Annotated in this window: 13 protein-coding genes and 1 tRNA gene; 10 read left to right on the top strand and 4 right to left on the bottom strand. The window is 48.0% G+C overall.

Features of this window, described 5'->3' with window-relative positions; translation table 11 throughout:
• Positions 1–46: 46 nt before the first annotated feature.
• Both BQ2633_RS06020 and BQ2633_RS06015 read right to left on the bottom strand, forming a co-directional pair.
• Complete coding sequence (locus BQ2633_RS06020) at positions 47–1132, bottom strand: redoxin domain-containing protein (protein WP_075565763.1); 1086 nt, start codon at positions 1130–1132, stop codon at positions 47–49.
• An 890-nt stretch (positions 1133–2022) separates the two neighbouring features.
• The gene (locus BQ2633_RS06015; protein ID WP_075565761.1) at positions 2023–4182 is read right to left on the bottom strand and encodes a DEAD/DEAH box helicase; all 2160 of its coding nucleotides are present in this window, start codon (positions 4180–4182) and stop codon (positions 2023–2025) included.
• Positions 4183–4764: 582 nt separating this feature from the next.
• On the opposite strand from BQ2633_RS06015, the gene BQ2633_RS06010 reads away from it, so the two are divergent.
• Positions 4765–5670 carry a helix-turn-helix transcriptional regulator gene (locus BQ2633_RS06010; protein ID WP_075565759.1) on the top strand — a complete coding sequence of 302 codons (906 nt, stop codon included), beginning with the start codon at positions 4765–4767 and terminating at the stop codon, positions 5668–5670.
• A gap of 287 nt (positions 5671–5957) precedes the next feature.
• Here BQ2633_RS06010 and rpsT read toward each other — a convergent pair whose 3' ends face one another.
• Together rpsT and BQ2633_RS06000 are read right to left on the bottom strand one after the other, a co-directional pair.
• Positions 5958–6212, bottom strand: a complete 255-nt coding sequence (gene rpsT, locus BQ2633_RS06005) for a 30S ribosomal protein S20 (RefSeq protein WP_075565758.1) — start codon at positions 6210–6212, stop codon at positions 5958–5960.
• A gap of 161 nt (positions 6213–6373) precedes the next feature.
• Positions 6374–6448: transfer RNA gene (locus BQ2633_RS06000), tRNA-Glu, on the bottom strand.
• 255 nt (positions 6449–6703) lie between these two features.
• On the opposite strand from BQ2633_RS06000, the gene recO reads away from it, so the two are divergent.
• The 9 genes from recO to BQ2633_RS05950 all read left to right on the top strand — a co-directional run bounded on the left by recO (position 6704) and on the right by BQ2633_RS05950 (position 22379).
• A complete protein-coding gene (recO, locus tag BQ2633_RS05995; RefSeq protein WP_075567254.1) occupies positions 6704–7426 on the top strand; it encodes a DNA repair protein RecO C-terminal domain-containing protein in 723 nt (240 codons plus the stop codon).
• A gap of 100 nt (positions 7427–7526) precedes the next feature.
• Positions 7527–8282, top strand: a complete 756-nt coding sequence (gene dapB, locus BQ2633_RS05990) for a 4-hydroxy-tetrahydrodipicolinate reductase (RefSeq protein WP_075565756.1) — start codon at positions 7527–7529, stop codon at positions 8280–8282.
• Between the two features lie 135 nt (positions 8283–8417).
• Entirely contained in the window at positions 8418–9842 is a 1425-nt protein-coding gene (locus tag BQ2633_RS05985) for a S26 family signal peptidase (RefSeq protein ID WP_075567252.1), read from the top strand.
• Positions 9843–9989: 147 nt separating this feature from the next.
• On the top strand, positions 9990–10781 hold the full coding sequence (locus BQ2633_RS05980) for a WbqC family protein (protein ID WP_075565755.1): 792 nt from the start codon (positions 9990–9992) through the stop codon (positions 10779–10781).
• Positions 10782–11018: 237 nt separating this feature from the next.
• Positions 11019–11183, top strand: coding sequence for a rubredoxin (gene rd, locus BQ2633_RS05975; RefSeq protein WP_009437052.1), 165 nt, complete (start codon positions 11019–11021; stop codon positions 11181–11183).
• 293 nt (positions 11184–11476) lie between these two features.
• A complete protein-coding gene (bcp, locus tag BQ2633_RS05965; RefSeq protein ID WP_075565752.1) occupies positions 11477–11938 on the top strand; it encodes a thioredoxin-dependent thiol peroxidase in 462 nt (153 codons plus the stop codon).
• Positions 11939–12280: 342 nt separating this feature from the next.
• Complete coding sequence (locus tag BQ2633_RS05960; RefSeq protein WP_075565751.1) at positions 12281–16096, top strand: hypothetical protein; 3816 nt, start codon at positions 12281–12283, stop codon at positions 16094–16096.
• Positions 16097–16503: 407 nt separating this feature from the next.
• The gene (locus tag BQ2633_RS05955; protein ID WP_083233971.1) at positions 16504–18153 is read left to right on the top strand and encodes a PepSY domain-containing protein; all 1650 of its coding nucleotides are present in this window, start codon (positions 16504–16506) and stop codon (positions 18151–18153) included.
• Between the two features lie 167 nt (positions 18154–18320).
• The gene (locus BQ2633_RS05950; protein ID WP_075565749.1) at positions 18321–22379 is read left to right on the top strand and encodes a glycoside hydrolase family 2 TIM barrel-domain containing protein; all 4059 of its coding nucleotides are present in this window, start codon (positions 18321–18323) and stop codon (positions 22377–22379) included.
• The last annotated feature ends 178 nt before the right edge of the window (positions 22380–22557 follow it).

The raw sequence follows: 22557 nt of genomic DNA, 5'->3' as shown, positions 1-22557 counted from the left end.
AAGAATGAGCGTTCAACTAGTGAAATCAGAAAAGTGGCTCTCAAGATTATTTGAGGAGTTCAGCCACCTTAGCTTCGAGTTCTGCACCACGCAGACCGAAAGCCACGATTTTACCTTGTTTGTCGATCAAGAGCGTAGCAGGGATGCTGCGGATGCCATAGAGCTGTCCTGCTTCGTTTTGCCAGCCTTTGAGGTCGGAGAGTTGGGGCCACTTGAGTCCCATGCTAGCGATGGCACCCGTCCAAGCTTCTTTGCTTTCGTCGAAGCTCACACCTACGATTTCCAAGCCCTTGCTGTGGAAGTCTGCATAGAGTTTTTTCACGTGGGGCATTTCTCTGCGGCAAGGTCCGCACCATGATGCCCAGAAGTCAACGAGGGTGAGCTTATTTTTCTTGACAAAGCTAGAAAGCGATTTCACAGCACCTGTGGGAGTAGCCATCTTGAAGTCGGTGAAGTCCTTGCCAGGAGCGCGGAGAGCTTCGAGTTCAGCTTCCTTGTTGAGTTGCGTCATGATGGGTTTGAGCAAGTCGGTCTCAAAGCAAGCAGGTTTACCAGCCATGAGTTCTTTGATGTCGCTCTCTTCCATCACACCGAGATATTGGTAGACGAGGGCAGCGTTGTAGAGTCCTTCGGGATGGTCCTTGACGCTTTGCTTCACGATGGAAGAGATTTTGCCGAGATCTTGGAGATATTGCTCATAGAGTTTGTTGAACTCAGGAGTTTCGGTCTTTCCTGCCTGCTTGAGTGCCATGAGTTCGCGTGTGTAACCCAACACTTGGGGCACGATAGGGGTGATTTTGCGTTGCGCTTCGTTGAGGAGATGGTTTTCCGAAGTACCGCTTACGGTGCTGCTGGGGAGGTCTACTCTAACATCTCCATTGAGCACAACAGCGATGGCGTTGTCAAATCCTTCTTTTTCGGTGATAAGGACAAAGGGTTTGTTGTCTGCGGTGCCAGAGAGGGAAAATTGTCCGTTGGCATCCACCTTAAGTGAATCAATGCCTGAACCTTGAAGATTTTTATAATATACGGTCTTTACATTCGGTGAAGCTTTTCCTTCGAGGTTAAAGCGTTGTGCGAAACTAGTGCCGAAAGCCGACAGTAAAGCGAGGGTGCAGAGTAATTTTTTCATGCGTGTGTTGTGGGAGGTAAAGGGTGAATGAGCCGTGTTTCTCAAGGGTGTAGACCATCAAAATAAGCAATGAGGATCGGAGTCGGTGAGAACGCACGGAAAAAATGTGACGTTTCGCGAGGGAAACGCACTACTATAGTTGCAAAAATAATGATTCCTAGTCACAGGAACAAGAATTTTGTATCTTTTCGCGCAATTTCTGTTGTGAAATTACTAGTTCCACCACTTAACGTGGCGTGCGCGAACTAAACTCGAAAAGGTCATTAGAAGGAATAGTACTACTCGTTATAGAAAATCTAGCTTCCTGTCATCTTTTCCATTACCAGAAACACTTTTACGGTCTAATGACCGATTTGGCTTAAAAACGAAAGTAGCCATCTTCCACTGAAGACGGCCATCTTTCGAACATAGACATAACAATTTAAATTCTTACTCTGACGGGCAACAGGCTTGATATGAACCAAGCGGCCTTGCTATCAGATTGCACTGCAAAGGTAGGGACTTTTTGCACCTTGCACAATACTCATTTGCAGTGATTTTGTGTAATGACTCCCGTGTGCTAAGGTGAAATCATTAGTTCTAATGAGTAAAAACTTAACTATTGCGGTATTTTGCTATTTGAGAGTGGCAAAAGGGGGCGTAAAACGGGGCGATGGGGATGAAGTATCATCATTTTATTGATGTCTTTCTGTGGAGATGTGCCGAATCGCTAGGGCACCGGTGGTGTGAAATGTCTATTTTGAGTGACTTTTAGGCGTTCTACATACCTACTTTTGTGAGATAAGGGTGCAAAGCGTACCTACTTTTGTGGGTGGCTTGTGCTGAGAGGTCGTGCGGAAAAGCATCAAAGTGGTGAAAATGCCGAAGCAAATTCACCACTTTGTTAGGAGTTATCGACCGAAAAATTGCATCCAGTCGTCTTTTTTGTATTGACTGTCCTGACGGTTGTTGGAAGACTCGTAGCCACCCTTACCTTGTTTTTTGCGTGAGGGCTTCGCGTCGTAACCACCGCGGTCGGACTTGCGGCTGCCTTTTCCATAAGAATTGGCACCACGATCGGAATAGCGATTGGATTTCTCGCGACTTCGATCAGACTTTTCGTAACTGCGGTCTGATTTTTCATAACCGCGGTTGGACTTGCCACGCTTGCCATCGCGACCACGCAGACGTTGGCTGGTGTCGGCATCGCAGCGGTCGGCATCATCTACCACCACACGACGTTCGCCTACCTTGGCTTTCGCCATCTTAGCCTTCACCAATTCGGCATCGTCCTCGGGCACTTCAAAGAAGGAACAAGTGGGCAGGAGGTCGATGCGACCAATCTCCACTTTACCCTTGACATAGCGATTGACGAGGTTGATGATTTCACGTGCGAAGAAGTTGTCTTTCTTACCAAAATTGAGGAAGAGACGCTTGTAGCCTTCTTCTGCTTCTTGCACGCCGCCACCTTGTTTGGCGCGCTCTTTGCGCTGTGCACGACGTTCTGCAGCGGCTTCTCCCTTTTTGTCGGGACGGTCGGTGGGCTGCACGATTTCGGGTGCGTTGGCATAGTAGGAGAGGAAGCGACCAAACTCGTTTTGCACAAGACGCTTCACGAGTTCTTCCTTGCTCAACCACTCAAGTTTGTGCATCACTTCGAGGAGGAAAGGTGCAATTTGCTCTTCGTCTACCTCGGTATGTTCGAGTTCGTCGATGACTTTATAGAGTTGCTTGCTGCAAATCTCTTGAGGTTCGGGGAGGATGCCGACTTCAAACTTCTTGCCAATGACGCGTTCGATGAGGCGCACTTTCCCTTTTTCTCGGATGTGGATGATGGAGATAGACGTACCTCGTTTGCCAGCACGACCGGTGCGGCCAGAGCGGTGGGTGTAGTTTTCGACATCATCGGGCAAACCGTAGTTGATGACGTGGGTGAGTTCGTTGACATCGAGTCCACGAGCCGCAACGTCGGTAGCCACAAGGAGTTGGGTGCGGTGTTGGCGAAACTTCTGCATCGTCAAGTCGCGTTGGGCTTGTGCCAAATCGCCGTGCAGCGCTTCTGCGCTATAACCATCTTTGATGAGCTGGTTGGCAACCTCTTGGGTTTCGAGGCGTGTGCGGCAGAAAATGATGCCATAGATGCGAGGATAGTAGTCGACAATGCGCTTGAGAGCTGCATATTTGTCTTGTGCCTTGACGAGATAGTAGGTGTGATTCACGTGTTCAGCACCTTCGTTGCGGCTTCCGACTACAATCTCTTGGTAGTCTTTGAGATAGCTCTTGGCGATGCGCTCTATCTCTGGTCCCATGGTGGCAGAGAAGAGGAGTGTCTGACGCTCTTCGGGGAGGGCGGCAAGGATTTCGTCGATGCTGTCGGTGAAGCCCATATTGAGCATTTCGTCGGCTTCGTCGAGGACGATGTTGCGCACGCTGTGGAGCTGTGCCACCTTGCGGTGCATCAAGTCGATGAGACGACCAGGAGTGGCAACAATGATTTGACAACCCTTCTTGAGTTGACGGATTTGTCCTTCGATATTTGTACCCCCATAAACGGCTACGACGTGGAGACCATCAATGTAGCGGCTGTAATCCTTCAAATCATCCGCAATTTGCAGGCAGAGTTCGCGTGTGGGGCTGAGGATGACGACTTGGGTGGTGCGGTCTTTGGGGTTGATGTTTTGCAACACGGGAAGACCATAAGCAGCGGTCTTACCTGTGCCAGTTTGTGCCAAAGCGATGACGTCGCGGTGACGATTGCTTTCGGTTGGGACATCGGTGTTGGAGTCGGCATCGGTAACCCTGTCTGTTACGGCTTCGATGCTTTCTTCAAAGCTGTCTGTGGCATCTGCACTTTCAGCGTTGAGCACTGGTGCTGCTTCGGTGTCCATGGGGGCATCGTTGGCAGTGGGTTCGCTGTCGTTGGCAGCAGGAGTAAGTGTATTTGGGAATGAGGGGGTGTGGAGGAGGACGGGAATCACAGCCTCTTGGACGGGAGTGGGGTTTTCGTAGCCCATCTCGCTAATCGCGGTGAGGAGTTCTTCTCGCAAACCGAGTTCTGAAAAACTTTTCAAGGAATAAAGGGGATAAAAAATGAGAAACTGCGGTGTTTTTCCATAAGAAAAAAATGTCGGAGCGTATGATCTCCGATTTCACCCAAACATTCTCCGCCGAGTGGGGGAGGGGAGCACTGCAACCTGGCTCTGCTCTGGAAGAAAAAACACCAAACTTGAGAACAACAATAAGCGATGGGGCGCGTTAGCCATATTGATTCCAATCAATCCTGCGCAAGAGTCGTCATTTCTCCAAAAAAACATGGAGCTTCTGTGGCTGACCTAGAACTGCGCAACACCATTGTTGTCTCGTCCGTTTGCTCATTGTCGTGCTTTACACGCTACAAAGATACGATTTTCTGCCGAGATACTCCGCTTTTGTAGGTACAATCTCTTGATTTTCATTCTTTTTTCGTAGCTTTGTAGTGCTTATGCTATGTCGGCTTTCGCTTTTGTTTTAATTTCTACTCTGTGTAAAATGAAGGAACAACGGAGTTATCTGCATTTTTTTTAGCTTATTTTGCCGAATCCTTCGTGCGGTGGGGCACTGCCTGATGGAGGTATAGCTCTTTGTGATGGTCATGTTACTCTTTTTCGCTTGCTATGGAATATGAATCCCTTACTCGTGCTTTGCAATTAGTGGAGATTTTGGCTGAGGGTCAGTTTTTGACCGTGGCTCAAATGGCAGAACGCAGTCGCCTGCATCCCAGAAGGGTGTATCGATTGTTGGAGACTTTTCCGCGAGTGGGCTTGACCCTCGAGCGGCAGAGTCATAGTTATCGTTTGCGCGCTGATGCTCCTTTTCTTAAACGCGTAACATCGTTTTTGCACTTTACGTCCGATGAGGTGCTCACGCTTCGACAGATTCTTACTGCTGTGCCGAATAGTTCGGTGCAGGCGCGTTTGCTGCGCGAGAAATTGGAGCGTTCCACGAGTGAGAACTTGTTTATTCCTCCCGATGTGGACGAAGTGACGGGGCGCAACATTCGCACGATGTTTGAAGCCATCGAGGGGGAACGCATTGTGGTGCTGCGTGGTTACCGTTCTTCGCGCAGTCAAAAGAGGGATCGCTATGTGGAGCCTTATGCTTTCTTGCCGGGCAATCGTGATGTGCGGTGCTTTGAAATCAGTACGCGCACGAACAAAACCTTTAACCTCTCCCGAGCGGAAGAGGTGGAGCTGGTGGATTTGCGTTGGAGTTATCGTGAGGAGCATCGTCCGCTGTTGGTTGATTTGTTTCACTTCTCTGGAGAATGTACCACAAGGGTGGCGTTGCGTCTTGGGGTGCTGGCAAAGAGTGTGCTGCTCGATGAGTACCCGCAAGCTGAGCGTCGCTTGACGCAAGAAGACGACTCACATTGGTTGTGGGAAGATGAGTTCTGTTCGATGAAAGGTGTGGGGCGTTTTGTGATGGGGCTCCTCGAAGATATTGAAATTGTCGATGCTCCCGAGTTGGAAGATTACATTCGGGAACAGATTTCTCAAGCAGCTACGCGATTTATAAAGTAGGCGTGAGGAGGAAATCCGTCTTTTTTGAGAGGTGATATAAACTCCTTCTGAGAATTAAAGCCAAATCGGTTATTAGATGATGAAATATGTTCAGGGTCTAATGACCGATTGGGGTTCAATATGTATCTTGTGAGATGAGAGTTGTGTCCTGTGAGATGAAATAGCTTTCTTGTGAGGCAAGATATATTCCAAAAAACCTCAGTGTGTCTGAAATCTTGAGAGATAAAAACAAAAAAAGCCACTCCCAAAAGGAGTGGCTTTCTAATTCTATTGAAGAAGTCGGCAACTTAAGCCAATTTGCTCACGTGAATCATGAGGCTAGACTTGATGTTAGCGGCCTTGTTCTTGTGGATGATGTTCGTCTTAGCGAGCTTATCGAGCATCTTCTGTACTTTAGGAAGAAGTTCAACTGCTACAGCTTTGTCGGTAGTAGCGCGGAGCTTGCGAACTGCGTTACGCATAGTCTTAGCGTAGTAACGATTGTGCAAGCGACGAGTGGCGGTCTGACGAATTCTCTTTACCGATGATTTGTGGTTTGCCATGTGAAATGGAGTTGTTTGATTGATTAAAACTTAGAATTGACTGCCGGCACTCTTCAGCAGGAGGAATTTAGAACGTCTCACGACGGTGCTGCTTCAGACGTAGCCATTGCGAACGTAAAAGAATTGGGGAATTCTTTGCAGAACTCCCCACTTCGATTACTTGGTAGTCCCTAGGAGAGTCGAACTCCTCTTTAGAGAATGAAAATCTCTCGTCCTAACCGATAGACGAAGGGACCGTGCGTTTGGGTCAGCGTCGCATCTTGTAGTGTGCCGTTGTTTCCCGATTGCGATGCAAAGGTAGAGACTTTTTCTGAAACAACCAAGTCTTTCTCTGATTTTTTTTCGTTTTTCGTCGATTTTTCCTCATTTTCCTCGATTTTTGCCCTAAATCACCCCTTTTTCTCTGGGATTTTCGCCCAAATCAACTTTTCAACGTAACTTTGTCTGGACTGAAAAAAATGCCCTTTTGAGGGTGAATGACGAAGAAAAATATGATTATCCACGACGAAATACTCATTTTCCACACACTTCGACATCGCGACGACCAACTTATTGTGGAAGGTCTGGCGCGAAATCATGGCAGAATTTCCTTTGTCGTGCGAATTTCTCATGCGCCGCGCGCTAAAATAAGACATACCATCTTTCAACCAATGGCAGTGTTGGAGGTGGAGTGGGAGGAGAAACCTCGAGCCAAATTGATGAAACCGCTCTCTGCACGAGTGTCGCAACCTTGGCGTTCGCTACATACTTCTCCAATTAAAGCTACGCTCACGCTTTTTCTTGCGGAGTTTCTGATGCAGGTTTGTCGCCATGAACAGTCCGGTGAACTGTTTTTTGATTATCTCCTGCATAGCCTCACATGGTTGGACACCGCGGAAGAAGGATATGCCAATTTCCACCTGCTCTTTCTCATGCGTTTGGCGCAATTCTTGGGCATCTCTCCCAATACTGCTGACACTTCATTGCCCTTCTTTGACCTTATGGCAGCTGAGTTCGCCTCTCGCGCGCCCGCGCACGTATATTATATATATGGGGATGAGGCTAGAGCTTTCGAGCAGCTTTTGCGCATGAACTTTTCTACGATGCATCTCTTTCGACTCACACGAGTGCAGCGCAATCGCATCTTAGAACTGATTCTCACCTACTATCGTTTGCACATTCCCTCTCTACCAGAGTTGAAGAGTTGGGAAGTGTTGCGTGAGTTTTTTACGTAGATATTCGGTCTAAAATCAAAGAAAGATTTGCGACAATCGGCAGAAAGCCGTATTTTTGTCCCTAAATCCATCATTAAAAAGCAGATAATTCAGTATCATCATGAAGATAGCACTCATAGGATATGGCAAAATGGGCCACATGATTGAGGACATCGCAAAGAAGCGCGGTCACGAAATCGTGTCTATTATCGATGTGAATAATATCAACGACTTCGATAGTGATGCTTTTCGCTCGGCGGAAGTTGCCATCGAATTTACCAATCCCACCGCGGCTTACGACAACCTCCAGAAGGCTTGGGCGCAAGGCGTGAAAGTGGTGAGTGGAAGCACCGGTTGGCTCGCTGCCCACGAAACAGAACTCAAAGCCGCTTGCGCAAACGAGGGTAAAACTCTGCTCTGGGCATCGAATTTCTCTCTCGGAGTAGCCATTTTTGGTGCGGTGAATAAGTATTTGGCTCACATCATGAACCAATTTCCCGACTATGATGTGACGATGACGGAGACACATCATGTGCACAAATTGGATGCTCCTTCTGGCACTGCTATTACGCTGGCAGAGCAAATCGTGGATTGCATGGATCGCAAGAAGACCTGGGTGAAGGGTGAAGTGCTGGAAGCCGATGGCTCTGTCACGGGAAGCAAAGAAAATGCTCCCGAAACACTGCGCATTGATGCCATCCGCCGCGACGAAGTGCCTGGTATTCACACTGTCGAGTACGATTCTCCTGCCGATTGCATCCGCATCACGCACGATGCGCATTCGCGTCAAGGCTTCGCCCTCGGTGCTGTTCTTGCTGCTGAATATGTGGCTAAGCACGAAGGTTGGCTCACTATTGATGACCTTTTCAACTTCTAGCATATAGCGTGTGATTCTTGCCTAGCGTGTTGTGCAGCGTGCAAAATGTTTTTTGTAGCATGCTCGATGTCGCTGGCGAAGATTCTATATTCTTTATCATTTCTATCCATCATAAATCCTCGATTTATGTTCACAATGCCAAAAGCAACGCGCCGTCAATGGACGCTCTTTGGAGTGGTCACCGCGCTTTATCTTCTTTTCCTCCTTTGGGTAGGTTCATGGTGGGGACTTCTCGTAGTGCCCTTCATTTATGATCTCTACATCAGCCGCAAAATCAACTGGGGTTGGTGGCGCAATAGTCCTGATCCCATCGTGCGCATGGTGATGAGTTGGGTAGATGCTATTGTGTTTGCACTCGTAGCCATCTACTTTATCAACCAATATTTCTTTCAAAACTTTGTCATCCCCTCTTCTTCGCTCGAGAAGACGTTGTTGACTGGTGATTATCTCCTGGTGTCTAAGTTGAGCTATGGTCCGCGCATCCCACAAACTCCCCTCACGATGCCACTCACTCAGCACAATCTTCCTGCATGGTTAGGAGGTGGAAAGAGTTATATCGAGTGGCCACAATGGGACTACCGTCGTGTGAAAGGTTTGGGACGAGTGGAAGTTGGGGATATCGTGGTGTTCAACTATCCTTCGGGTGACACAGTAGCCAGCAACTTCCAGAATCAAGACTATTATGGGCTTGTTTATTCCACCGGTGCGCAGGCACTTGGCATCAACGAGCCTAGCGACTCGCTTTCTCCTCAAGAGCAACGCGCAGCCTTCGCCAAGATCTACAGCATTGGACAGCAGATTTTAAAGCAAAGCACCGAGATAGGGGAAATCATCTCCCGTCCTGTGGATCGACGTGAGAACTATGTCAAACGTTGTGTTGCGGTGGCAGGTCAAACTTTGCAAATCAAAAACAACGATATCTACGTCAATGGCAAGAAGCAAGCGCGACCTGAAAACATGCAGCTTGTATATAATGTACGTTTCAAGCAAGCACCCAGTGTGGAATTCTTGAAGGAAAATGGCGTCACTCGCGAAGATCTTTCTCGTGCTGGTGAGGGACAAGTCATCAGCATGCCACTCACAGCTCAGCTTTACAAGTATTTTGAGCAACATCCCGAAATTGCCACCATCGAAGGCAAAGAACCTAGTTGGAATCATTGGCTCTTCCCCCTCAATATGGCGAAGAATTGGACCACTTCCGATTACGGTCCCATCTGGATTCCTAAGAAAGGAGAAACGGTGCAGTTGTCGCTTGCAAATCTTCCCTTGTATGAGCGCTGTATTGCCGTTTATGAGGGCAATAAGTTGGAAGTGAAAGGCGATAAAATCCTCATCAATGGCAAAGTCGCTGCAAACTACACCTTTAAGCTTGACTACTACTGGATGATGGGCGATAATCGCGACCTTTCTGCCGACTCCCGATTCTGGGGATTTGTTCCTGAAGATCACATCGTGGGAAAACCCCTCATGGTATGGCTTTCTCTCGATCCAGATTATGGTCTTATGGACGGGAAAATCCGTTGGAACCGCACCTTCAAGTGGGTAGGTGGTATAAAATAGTTAGAAAGTATAATTTCAACTCTTGCTCCATCCCATGCTAGGGTGTGCAAGATGCTCTTTGATAGAGTGAAATATAGAAATGGGATGCACCGCCTATCATACAAACAGGACGTGCATCCCATACTTATTTATATAAACCTATAGAATATGTCTCCGATTCCGTTGCTCACTTCGGCTTACCTCGCTCCGGTGCATTATTATACCAAGCTCATCTCTGCCCCCTTTGTGGTGGAAGAACGCAGTGACCACTATGTGAAACAGACGTTTCGCAACCGATGTGTCATCGCCACGGCGGATGGCATGCAGTCGCTCACTATCCCTGTGCAAGGATGCAAGGAATTAGGTGGAGATCATAAGACCCCTACGCGAGAGATGCGTATCATCGACCACAATCGATGGCGACAGCTTCACTGGAATGCACTTGTGGCAGCCTATGAGCGCACCCCCTTTTTTGAATACTATGCCGATGACTTTGCTGCAATCTATCAAGGAGAATACGAGCGCTTAGTAGATTTCAACGCAGATTTGCACCACTTAGTCTTGCGTCTGCTCGATATCCATCCCAAGATTGTGGTGAATGAAGGAGAATATCTCTTGTTGGATGCAGAAGGGAGGTTGCAAGAAGCGAGTACCTCAACGCAAGCCACGTTGCAATTTCGGGATGAACTCGCAAAGCATCTTGCACCTCTCTGTGAAGGAAGCAAACAAGACGCCGCCGTTTCTCCTCGTACTCCAGTACTTCCCTCGTGGAATTATCAGGATTATCGGGAAACCATTCGTCCCAAATTGGATTTTCGTGGTGATCCCTCCTTCCATCCTCATAGCTATTATCAGATATTTTCTCAGCGTCATGGGTTTCTTCCCAATTTGAGCATCGTAGATCTCCTCTTCAATATGGGACCAGAAAGTCGAATCGTGCTGCGCAACTCCATCTGTTGAGGAGAAAAAAGGTTTATGTAGAGCAGAAAAAGGGCTTGTGTAGAGTCGTTTAAAGGCTAAAATTTCAACCCCATCCGACAAAATAGTCGCAAACGACAGAAGTTTGCGATTTTTTGTAGGAAAACATTTGGGGGAATGGAAATAAATTTCCAACTTTGCAGTGAAGGTTATGAGTTGCCATCGCGGGCACTCCCCTCTATCTCAACATAAACTTAACAATTTAACGATAAGACAACTATGCAAAAGTATCTTTGCGAGCCTTGCGGCTATATTTACGATCCCGCTGAAGGAGATCCCGATTCAGGCATTGCACCTGGCACAGCTTTTGAAGACATTCCAGAAGATTGGTGCTGCCCCATCTGCGGTGTTACGAAGGAAGATTTCGTACCCTACGAAGACTAAACATAGCCTCCATCGGAGGTAATTCTACATCATTCCCCGATTTGTTACGGCAAGTTGGGGAATGGCTTTTTCAGAAGATAGATTCTCTAGAAAAACTAGAGATTTTAGAAGTACTAGAGGTTTTAGAAGTACTAGAGCTTTTAGAAGCACTAGGTCCTCTAGAAAAACTAGAACTTCTAGAAGCACTAGCTCCTCTAACGACAAATTATTTTATCCCGAGCCACGCTTGCCGTGGCGAGCAAAAAAGGGTCTGCGACCCTCTAACGTCTAATCTCTAATCTCTAACGTCTAATATGAATATCGGCGACAAACTTCCCGAAATCCTCGGTGTGGATCAAAATGGTCAAGAAGTGCGCACCAGCGAATATGCAGGTCGCAAAGTGATTCTCTATTTCTATCCCAAAGATCAAACTCCTGGTTGCACGGCTGAGGCATGCTCTCTTCGCGACAACTACAGCGAACTTACCCAGATGGGATATGAAGTGATTGGCGTAAGTGCTGATAGCGCTGAGAGCCACCAGAAGTTCATTGCAGCTCATGAGCTACCCTTCCGTCTCATTGCCGATACCGACAAAACCCTCATCAACGCCATGGGAGTGTGGGGAGAGAAGAACCGTTATGGCAAAATCACGGTTGGACTCTTGCGCACCACCTTCCTCATCGACGAAGAAGGAAAGGTGGAAAGCATCTTCACCCCTGGTCAGATTCGCACCAAAGAGCACGCTGCACAAATTATTAAGCGCGTGAAAGGCTAGTTATTACCTTTGTATCGCCTATGAACTTGTGGATAAAACAAGTATCTAGCGCGACGAATGTGAATAATATGCTTATAGAACTGGACAAGCAGTAGGCAAAAGTTCGCTATTTGAGCACGATTTTGCCGTGTGGACTTGAAAAAATGCACTAATACGCGTTTTTTCTCCCCCAAAACTGCTATGTCCAGTTTTTTTTTTATACCTTTGTCCTTAGATATGTCTTGCTAGCACGCAGGATAAAGTGTTTGCGATTTGCAAAACTTTGGAAAATGCGCCCTTGTCACATATCTATTTCATCAAGCGAACCACAATTAATCGTTTAATTCTTAATTTAATCATTCAATGAAACAGGTTTACAAATTGCTCGCTTCGGCTGCCGTTGTGCTCGTCGGTGTGACAAATTTGTCGGCTCGTAACTGGTCTCCCGGCACTGACGCTGTGACCCAGATTGAAGCTGGCAAAAAGTATGCCCTGCAAGGTATTGTTTCTGCGACTGGTAACCAGCGTTATCTCCAAGGTACCGCCTTTACCGAGAAGCCATACCTCTCTCCCGACGGAGTCTTTGAGTTTGTCCCCGCTGGCGAACTGAAGGATGCAGAAGGCAACCAAGTTTACTACTTGGTAGTTCCTAGCAAGACTAAGGATCAGTACATTTCTGCTCCTGGCACCAGCACTTTCTACACTTCTTCTACCAACCGTGCGTGGAAGGTTGTTGTAAAGGCTGGCGTAAAGGCTGACAGAGAATACAGCTACAGCTGGAACACCACTAAGGATAATGGTGAAGACACCACTATCGTGCTCAAGGGTAAGGACGCTTACGTTCGTGAGTCTATGGAAGAAAATGAGGGTGTCAACAAGTACGACTTGAGCACTTTCACCTTCGCAGAACGCAACGACGGTGTTGTCATTGTTACTTACCAATCAAAGAACCCCAAGAAGAAGGAAAAAGATGCTGAATACAACTTCTTCCTCACCAACGAGGCTGGTTCTACTTCTGTAGGTAAGGGTACTAACTACAACATCAACCTCTGGAACATCTTCGAAGTGGAACAAAACGACGCTAAGACTTCTCTCAGCAATGTTTTGGACGCTACTTTCGGTGAAAGCTTCGATATTGCGGCTTTGGTAGACAAGAGCAACAAGGACGCTTACGTTTTGGGTAATGACATCGGTCAATACGACGAAACTAAGTACAACAAGCTCAAGGAACTCTACACCAAGGCTAAGGCTGCAGTAGATAGTGAATCTGGACTTTCTGACGATGAATTGGACAAGCTCGCTGAAGAGCTTCCCAAGGCATTTGCTGAGTTCAAGCAGTCTGGTAAGCCCCTTACTGAAGGTTACTACATCGTAGAATCTTACCGTGCTCATAAGGAAAGCGGTTATGATGGTGGTGCAATCTATGACGAAGGTGCTGTGAAGAACGGTGCTAAGAATCTTCTCTGGACCTACAGAGGCGGTGCTACTACCTACAAGCAAGGTGAAGCCCTTGACCACAAGTCTTTGAAGTTCATCTGGAAGGTTGAGAAGGACGAAGCTAACCCTGGTTACTTCTTCTTCAAGAACATGCAAACAGGTCGCTACATCGGCGAAACTCCTGTCCAAGGTCCTGGTGAAACTGTTCAAATGAGCGATTCTCCTAATGCTTCTTACAATATCGTTGCTAACCGCAACCAAGCAGGCTTCTTCACTTTCTATTCTCCTAAGCTTTGGAGAGGTAAGGGTGCTTACTGGGGTGGTAACTACCCCACAGATCGTTGGGAATTCGGTGGCTTGCACCCCGGTGGTGACCACGATCGTGTTGTAGTATGGGATTGGCAAGCTCCAGCTTCTGCATTCTATGCTCGCACTATCACTGAAGACCAAGTGAAGGCTATCCTCAGCGTAGCTCAACAAGGTATCAACAACGACAAAGCTAAGGGTCTCGTGAACCAAGCACAAGCTGCCCTCGATAAGGGTTATGCTTATATGGCTGTTAATGAAGCTGGCGAACGCCTCGAAAAGGCTAACTCTGGCGACTACTCTACTGAAGAACTCGGTCTCGTGACTGACGCTGAAAAGCTCAAGTCTCCTATGGCTGACTCTGAAGAAGGTAAGAATATCGGTGTTCTCCTCGACGGCGATGCTACTACCTACTTCCACTCTTCATGGCATGGTGGTGAAGGCGCTTGGAAGGGTGCTCACTATCTCCAATTCCAACTCGACGAATCTAAGAAAGATCTCTTCCTCAAGTGGGTGAAGCGTATCAACTCTAATGGTAGCATCAACGACAACGGTGCTCCTGCTAAGGTTACTCTCTGGGGTGCTAAGGACGATGCTGCTCTCAGCAAGGATAAGGCTAACAAGCTCGATGCCGATGGCAACGAAGCTACTGATGACAGTGGTAACCCTATCGTGAACTTCGACGCTTGGAAGACCAACGAAGGTTGGGATTCTCTCGCTGTTGCTAACTTCACCTATCCTTATGACATCACTGTAAACGACGCTACCAAGAAGAATGCTGCTGGTTATGCTTTCTTCAGCGTACCTGCTGGTTACAAGAACTTCCGTTTGGAAGTAGTGACTCGTGTGAACAATGGCGACAAGCCTAACGGCAACGCTTACTTCCACGCTTCTGAATTCCGTGTTTACGAAGGTAAGTTTGACCAAGTGAACTCTCTCATCGCTTCTGTTCCAACAGCTGACGTTGATGCCCTCAAGGCTGCTATCGCTAAGTTGAACACTGAAGTGAAGGCTGAAAAGGCTACCAAGGAAAGCATCGATGCTCTCCAAGCTGCATACGATCAGTTCCTCAAGAACTATCCTGAACCTAAGCGCGTGACTGACGCTCTCGCTGAAGCTCAAAAGCTTTCTAAGGCTTCTGTTGAAGGCGAAGCTGTAGGTTATTACAAGGCTGGTGCTAAGACTAAGCTCGATGAAGTTATCGCTTCTGTAAAGGGTAAGCTCGACGCTCAAGTGAAGACTAAGGCTCCTAACGTAAACCAAATCAACGATTACCTCGCTGAGCTCAACGCTGGTCTCACTGAGTTTGCTAAGCAACTCATCATGCCCGAATCTGGTATCTATCGCCTCCAAAGCGCTTCTGCTGAAAAGACTCGCGAAGGTCGCATCATCACTGCTGTAAACTCTTCTCGCCAAAGCGCATTGAAGATGTGGGGTCGCGTACTCGATCCTAACAGCAAGGGTAACTACAAGAACGAAGACGGCTTCGAAGCTGTTCTCGGTGCATACTGGGATGTTCAGAAGGTTGAAAACGGTTACACCCTCAAGAACGTCTACACAGGTCTCTACGCTGCTCCTAAGTCTGGCGAAGCTACTGTAACTCAAAGCGAAACTCCTTATGTCTTCAGCGTTACTTTCGCTAAGACTCCTGGTTGCTTCAACTTCGTAATCAAGGCTGACGACGCTGTATCTAAGAAGATCTACGTAAACGCTGAGTCTGACAACCTCGTTCTCTGGAATGCTGCTGAAGGTCAAGACAACTCTGCCTTCAAGTTCCTCCCTGCTGCTGATGGTCTCAAGAAGGCTCTTAACAATGAAGAAGGCTTCCGTGTATACATCCAAGCTAAGGTACCTCAAATCGTAACGCTCCCCGTGAACGCTGAATTCGATGCCGCCAACTCTGGTGCTGAATTCTACACTGTACTTGGTCAAGATGCTGAGTTCAACATCCAACTCAAGAAGGCTGAAAAGCTCGTCGCTGGTCAAGCATACGTATTGATTCCTACTGCTAGCAACGAAAAGAACTACGTTACTCTCTATGCTGCAGAAAGCTTGAATGAAGACTACACTAAGCTCAATCCTACTCACACTGCTGCTGAAGCTGTGAATGGTTTGACTCCTGTTTTCGAAAACACTCGTTTGCCCGAAAACAATGGTATCTTCAACGACGATCGCACACTCGTGCTTCTCTCTGTTCAAAACGAATCTGTAGCTGCTAACACTGGTTTCTTCGGTAAGATGCCTGCAACCACTGTAACAGGTGATGCTCAACTCTTGGCTGAAGGTACAATCACCACTCTTGGTCGTGTAGTTGTTCTCAACGGCAAGGCTGACAAGGCTGGTGTTTACACACTCTCTGGTGTTCGCGTGAACAATGCTAACCACCTCCCCGCTGGTGTTTACATCGTTAACGGTAAGAAGCAAGTTGTGAAATAAGTCAAGCCCAATGCTGACTTCCTCACACTGACGAGTTAATCTCGTACATATCTGCACCCCATCTCTATCTTAGAGGTGGGGTGCTTTTTTATACCCTTTTTCTATGCTCCGATTTTTCATCTGCTTCGACAAGTGATGCGAGCACCTACCCACACTTCTTCTTCTTAAATCCAAAAAGGTCATTAGAGTCTGAGTAGATCTTATTGAATTGTTGAGATTCGTACAGTTCAAAAAGTGGAACAAGCCCTCGAAAGTTCCACGAATAATTGGTAATTTTGCCAAGGCTTTGCTACATACTTTTGTGGAGCGCAAAAAAGCAAGGCAAGTGAGACTGACGAGCGGTGGTGAACCCTCTGTCGCCAGTATAACTATTACACACTGACTTTCTTTTAGCAATACTAAACTTCATGTCTTTTTTTCATAGATTGTTTCTCAAGTCATCAGCCACTTCACAAGAAGGTGGAAGGACGAGACATCATCGTCACCGTCGTCTGCACTTGATGCACAAGTGGGGTGGGCTATTTTTCACCTTCTTTCTCATCGTCTTTGCGCTGTCGGGCATCGTGCTCAATCATCGTGCGGCATTGAGCGAAGTGGATGTGCCTCGAGCGGTCTTGCCTCCCAGCTATCGCCTGCAACACTGGAACCTTGGTGCCGTGAAAGGTACACTTCGTGTTTCGAGCGACAGCCTCTTGCTGTATGGTGAAAATGGGCTTTGGCTCACCGACTCCAATCTCACGTGCTTTGCGCGGTTTGAGCGTGGAATGCGCCCAGGAGCCGACAACCGCTTGGTGGCGAATGTGGTGCGCACTCGCACTGGACAGATTTTCGCTGTCACCACTTTCGATGCTTATCAGTGGAATCAAACTGCCCAATCGTGGGAGCGACTCACCGAACGCTTTGCACCATCCGATCGCATGACAGATGCAGCAGTGAAAGGCGACACATTGGTGCTGCAAAGCCGTTCCGAACTCTTCCTCGCTACAGCCCCTTACAAGCATTTTGAGCGCATACATCTGCAAGCTCCTACCAATGCTGAGCTCGGGCGCTTCACCTTTCGTACACTCTGGATGCTCCACAGCGGAGAGCTTTTCGGGGTTTGGGCGCAATATCTTGTCGATGTTTTAGGACTTATCCTCATTGTACTTTGCATCACTGGAGTGGTGCTTGCCTTCTTCCCGAAGTTGTTGAAGCGACAGCGCAAACGCCAGTCAAAAGGCAAGAGCGGGCTGCGACGCATCTTCAAATCTTCGCTACAACTTCATAATAAGTTGGGAGTTTATCTTCTGGCTTTTCTCCTGTTGCTCACCGTTACGGGAATGTTTCTCCGTCCGCCACTCTTGGTAGCCATAGCCAGACATCGGCATCAACCGCTTGCGCTCACACATGAAGACAATCCCAACCCTTGGTGGGACAATCTGCGCATGATTCGCTACGACTCTCATCACAATCGATGGTTGTTGCAGACCCCCTTCGGCTTTTTCACCACCTCCGATCTCCATAGTGCACCTACTAAGTTGGACCACGAACCTCCAGTGGGTTTCATGGGCACCAATGTCCTCCTGCAGGAAGACGCCGACCATTGGATAGCCGGTTCTTTCAGTGGACTCTATCGTTGGGATGCACGCACCGGCGAGAGTTGGAATCTCTACACCGGACAGCGGTATGTGGCACCGAAGCATCAGGGAATTCCCGATTTCACTTATTCCGTGTCGGGCTATTCCACCGACTTGGGCGCACGTCCTGTGGTTTTTGACTACAATCGCGGAGCAGAATATGCGCTCGGTGGTGCCCAAAAAGCGGCAGTGGGCGACGACGGACAAGGGGCCGTGTGCTATGAGCGAGCGGATTTCAGCGTGATGCCCGAACAAGTGCAAGATGGTCGTTTGTCCCTGTGGAGAGTGGCTTTGGAAACGCACACAGGGCGTATCTATACCTTCCTTCCCAACCTCGTAATTCAGCTTTTCATCTTCCTCTCTGGCGTGTTCTTGCTCACGGTGCTCATTTCGGGCTTTATCATCTGGCGTAAATTCCATCGTTTTGCAAAGTCAAGATGAAATATTAAGTAGAAAAATAGTGGAAATCCATTTTTTATTCCGAACTTTGTAGCAGAGAATGTGGTGATTATTTGATTTCAGCTAGTGGCAGAATAAAAGTCTTATCACAGCTGTTCTCCTATAATTACCCTAACCCCAATACTCATCACTCCCCAACATCCTTACGTATGTCTTTATTCTTAGCTTGCAGTTTGCTTTTTAGTCTCGGTGCATCCGCGCAAACCGCACCCGCTTCTAGTGACCACATGCCAGGATTCGCCTATGATCTAAAGGTGAAAACCCCACTCGGCACTGAATGGCAAAACCCCACGCAGGTGGCACTCAACAAAGAGCGTCCCCACGCCTGGTTCTTCTCTTTTGCTGACGAGCAAGAAGCACTCAAAGTGCTCCCTGAAGCCTCTTCGTTCTATCAAAGCCTTAACGGAGAATGGAGCTTCCACTGGGTGGGAAATCCTGAAGAACGTCCCGTGGACTTCTACAAAACCAACTACAATGTGAGTGGTTGGGACAAGGTGCAAGTGCCTATGAACTGGAACATCGTAGGTATTCAGAAAGATGGTACGCAGAAGTACGGCATGCCCATCTATAGCAACCAGCGCGTCATCTTCCAGCACGAAGTGGCTGTGGGCGACTGGAAAAAGGGCGTGATGCGTGAACCCAACAAAGATTGGCTCACCTATAAGAACCGCAATGAAGTGGGTTCGTATCGCCGCACCTTCACGATTCCTCAAAATTGGGATGGTCGTGAAGTATATCTCAATTTCGATGGGGTAGACTCCTTCTTCTATCTCTACATCAATGGCAAGTATGTGGGTTTCTCTAAGAACTCTCGCAACTTGGCTTCCTTTGATGTGTCGCCTTATTTGGTGAAGGGAGAAAACGTGATTGCAGTGGAAGTTTATCGCCACAATGATGGCTCCTTCTTGGAAAGCCAAGATATGTTCCGTCTGCCTGGTATCTTCCGCAACGTAGGTTTGGTGGCAAAGCCCAAGGTGCAAGTGCGTGATGTGGTGGCAATCCCCGATTTCGATGCCAACCTCGTGAATGCTTCTCTAGACATCAAAGCCTCTTTGAGCAATCTCTCCAAGAAGAATCTCAAAGGCTTGCGTGTACGCTATCGCCTCTTTGAAAAGGAACTCTATGGCGAAAATACCACTCCTGTAGCAGGTGTGAATGTCGTAACTGCTCCTGTCGAAGTGCGCAAGGGTGGTGAAGCCACTGCTGCCGTGAAACTCCAAGCTGGTGCACTCGTGAAGAAGTGGAGTGCAGAAGCGCCTTGGCGCTATGTCCTCGTGGGTGAGCTGCTCGATGCGAAAGATCAAGTGCTCGAAACCTTCTCTACCATTGTCGGCTTCCGTAAGATTGAAATTAAGAATACTGCTGCTCAAGATGACGAATTTGGCAAGGCAGGTCGCTACTATTATCTCAATGGCAAGCCCATCAAGATGAAGGGTGTGAACCGCCACGAAACAAATCCCGAGCGTGGTCATGCCATCACTCGTGAGCAAATGGAGAAGGAAGTGATGTTGATGAAGCGTGGTAACATCAACCACGTGCGCAATAGTCACTATAGCAACGACCCCTACTGGTATTATCTTGCTGACAAGTATGGTATCTATCTCGAAGATGAATGCAACATCGAGAGCCACCAGTACTATTATGACAAGGAGTCTTTGAGCCACGTTCCCGAATTTCGCGATCACCACGTGTCACGCAACCTCGAAATGGTGCATGCTACGGTGAATCATCCCTCTGTGTGCATCTGGAGTTTGGGTAATGAAGCCGGTCCAGGCAAGAACTTTGTCGATGCTTACAATGCCATTAAGGCTTTCGACACGAGCCGCCCTGTGCAATATGAACGCAACAATGACATCGTTGACATAGGTTCTAACCAATATCCTTCCATCGGTTGGATGAACTACGCTGTTCAAGGCACTGACAAGGATATCAAATATCCGTTCCACGTGTCGGAATATGCTCACTCTATGGGTAATGCTGTCGGCAACTTGGTGGACTACTGGAAAGCGATGGAGAGCACCAACTACTTCATGGGCGGTGCCATCTGGGACTGGGTAGACCAAGCTATGTACAACTACACTCCCGACGGCACTCGCTATTGGGCGTATGGTGGTGACTTTGGCGACAAACCCAATGATGGCATGTTCTGCATGAATGGTGTGATGCGTCCTGACCTCACTCCTAAGGGGCAGTATTTTGAAGTCAAAAAGGTATATCAAAACGTCGATGTGCGTGGCGTAAAGCCCGAAGAAGGCGTCATCGAAATCTTCAATAAAAACTATTTCACTGACCTCTCTGGCTACGACATCCGTTGGTCGCTCTATGCTGATGGACAACCCGTAGCGGAACTCACCAACCAACCTCTTTCTTCTACACGACTCACGCTCGGTGCTCGTGAACGTAAGAACTATCAGCTCAACTTCAAGGGCTACCAGTTTGACCCTTCAAAGGAATACTTCCTCAAAGTGCAATTCCTCCAAGCCGAAAAGAAGCCTTGGGCTGAGAAGGGTTATGTGCAAATGGAAGAACAAATCGCAGTGAAACCTGCTGCTGCACAACCTGCCATGGCTAGTGTGGCGAAGGGTCGTGTGGCTGCACCTGTGGTGGAAGGCAATTTGCTCCGCGTGAAAGGACAAGGCTACGAACTCACCTTCGACAAGAACACTGGTGGTCTATATGCTGCTACTTACAATGGAGCAACTGTCATCGAACCTGGTCATGGTCCTCGTCTCGACGCCTTCCGTGCGCGCACAGACAACGACAACTGGATGGACGCTAAGTGGCCTAAGCTCGGACTCCACAACTTGAAGCACAAGACTACGGCATTTGCACAAAACATCACCAAGGAAGGCAATCTCCAACTCATCTTCACTGTGGAGAGCCAAGCACCTTATGGAGGGGTAGACAATTATTCTAACCGTGACCGTGATAAGGACGAAGTTTACAAGATTGTAGACGACAAGTCTAAGCCTTTCGGACCTAATGACTTCAAGTTTACCACGCACCAAATATATACCATCTATGCCGATGGTAGCGTGGAACTTGAGAGTGCTATCTCTTCCAACATGCCAAAGGCAAAATTGCCTCGTTTGGGTTATGCCTTTGAAATGCCTAAGGAATACCGTCACTTCACCTACTATGGTCGCGGACCTGTCAACAACTACGCTGACCGCAAGACGGGACAATTCATCGAACGTCACGAAGGTATCGTAGGAGAACAAGACATCATGCTCCCCAAACCCCAGTCTATGGGTAACCGCGAAGACGTACGTTGGTGTGCACTCACCAATGATGCCGGACAAGGAGTAGCCTTTGTGGCAGATAGCACCATGAGTGCTTCGGCTCTGCCTTGGAGTCACCTCCAACTCATGGGAGCCGCTCACCCCTATCAGTTGCCTACTTCCGATGGTACTTACGTGCACCTCGACACTAAGGTAGCCGGACTTGGTGGTAACAGCTGTGGACAAGGCGGTCCTCTCTCTCAAGACTGTGTACCTGGTAGCGCTTACCGTTTCGGATTCGTCATGCGTCCTGTGACAAACGACAATCTCAATGCAGCAGTTAAGGTGACACCTGCTGGACAACAACCTCTCAGCGTGCTTCGCAGCCCAATGGGAGAAGTGAGCATCACCTCACCCGATGCCAACCGCACTGTGCTTTACACCATCAATGGTGGAAAGGCGCAAGTGTATAAAGCGCCCTTCAATCTGCGCGATGGCGGTACCATCAAGGCTTGGTTTAAGGATAATGCAAAACTCTCTGTGGAGCAAGTGTTCTCCAAAATAGAGAATGTCCCCCTCAGCGTAGTCTTTGTGTCCAGCCAAGAGACTGGAAGTTATGATGCCGATTTGATGGTCGACGAAGACACTGACACCTTCTGGCACACCATGTACTCTGTCACCGTGGCGCAATTCCCCCACTGGGTAGACTTTGATGCGTCTGCTGTGAAGACGATGAAGGGATTTGTCTATGTGCCTCGTCAAAAAGGTGACAATGGTCTCATTAAAGACTATGAAGTCTATGTCAGCGAAGACGGCAAAAACTGGGGACAACCCGTGGCAAAGGGTAGTTTCCCCAATAGTAGAGCCGACCAACGTGTGATGTTTGCACAACCCGTGAAAGCGCGCTACATTCGTTTCAAAGCACTCAATAGTTTGAACGGACAAGACTACGCTGCTGCCGCTGAATTCCGTCTTTTGGCAGAATAAACTTAGCAATGTGAGTCCAAGACTCCTATTTACACTAATCTCTTTTGCAGCCCTGCACCTTCACAGTGCAGGGCTGTTTGTGTCTTATCGTGACCCTCCTCCTCCATCTAGGAATCTGGTAATGGAAAAGATTTCCTCCTGTCATCTTTCATTTTCTTGTTGGTGTCTTTGTTTCTCT

This window comes from Ihuprevotella massiliensis, assembly GCA_900095835.1.
GTDB classification, from domain to species: Bacteria; Bacteroidota; Bacteroidia; order Bacteroidales; family Bacteroidaceae; genus Alloprevotella; species Alloprevotella massiliensis.
This window is presented reverse-complemented; position numbering and strand designations above follow the sequence as displayed.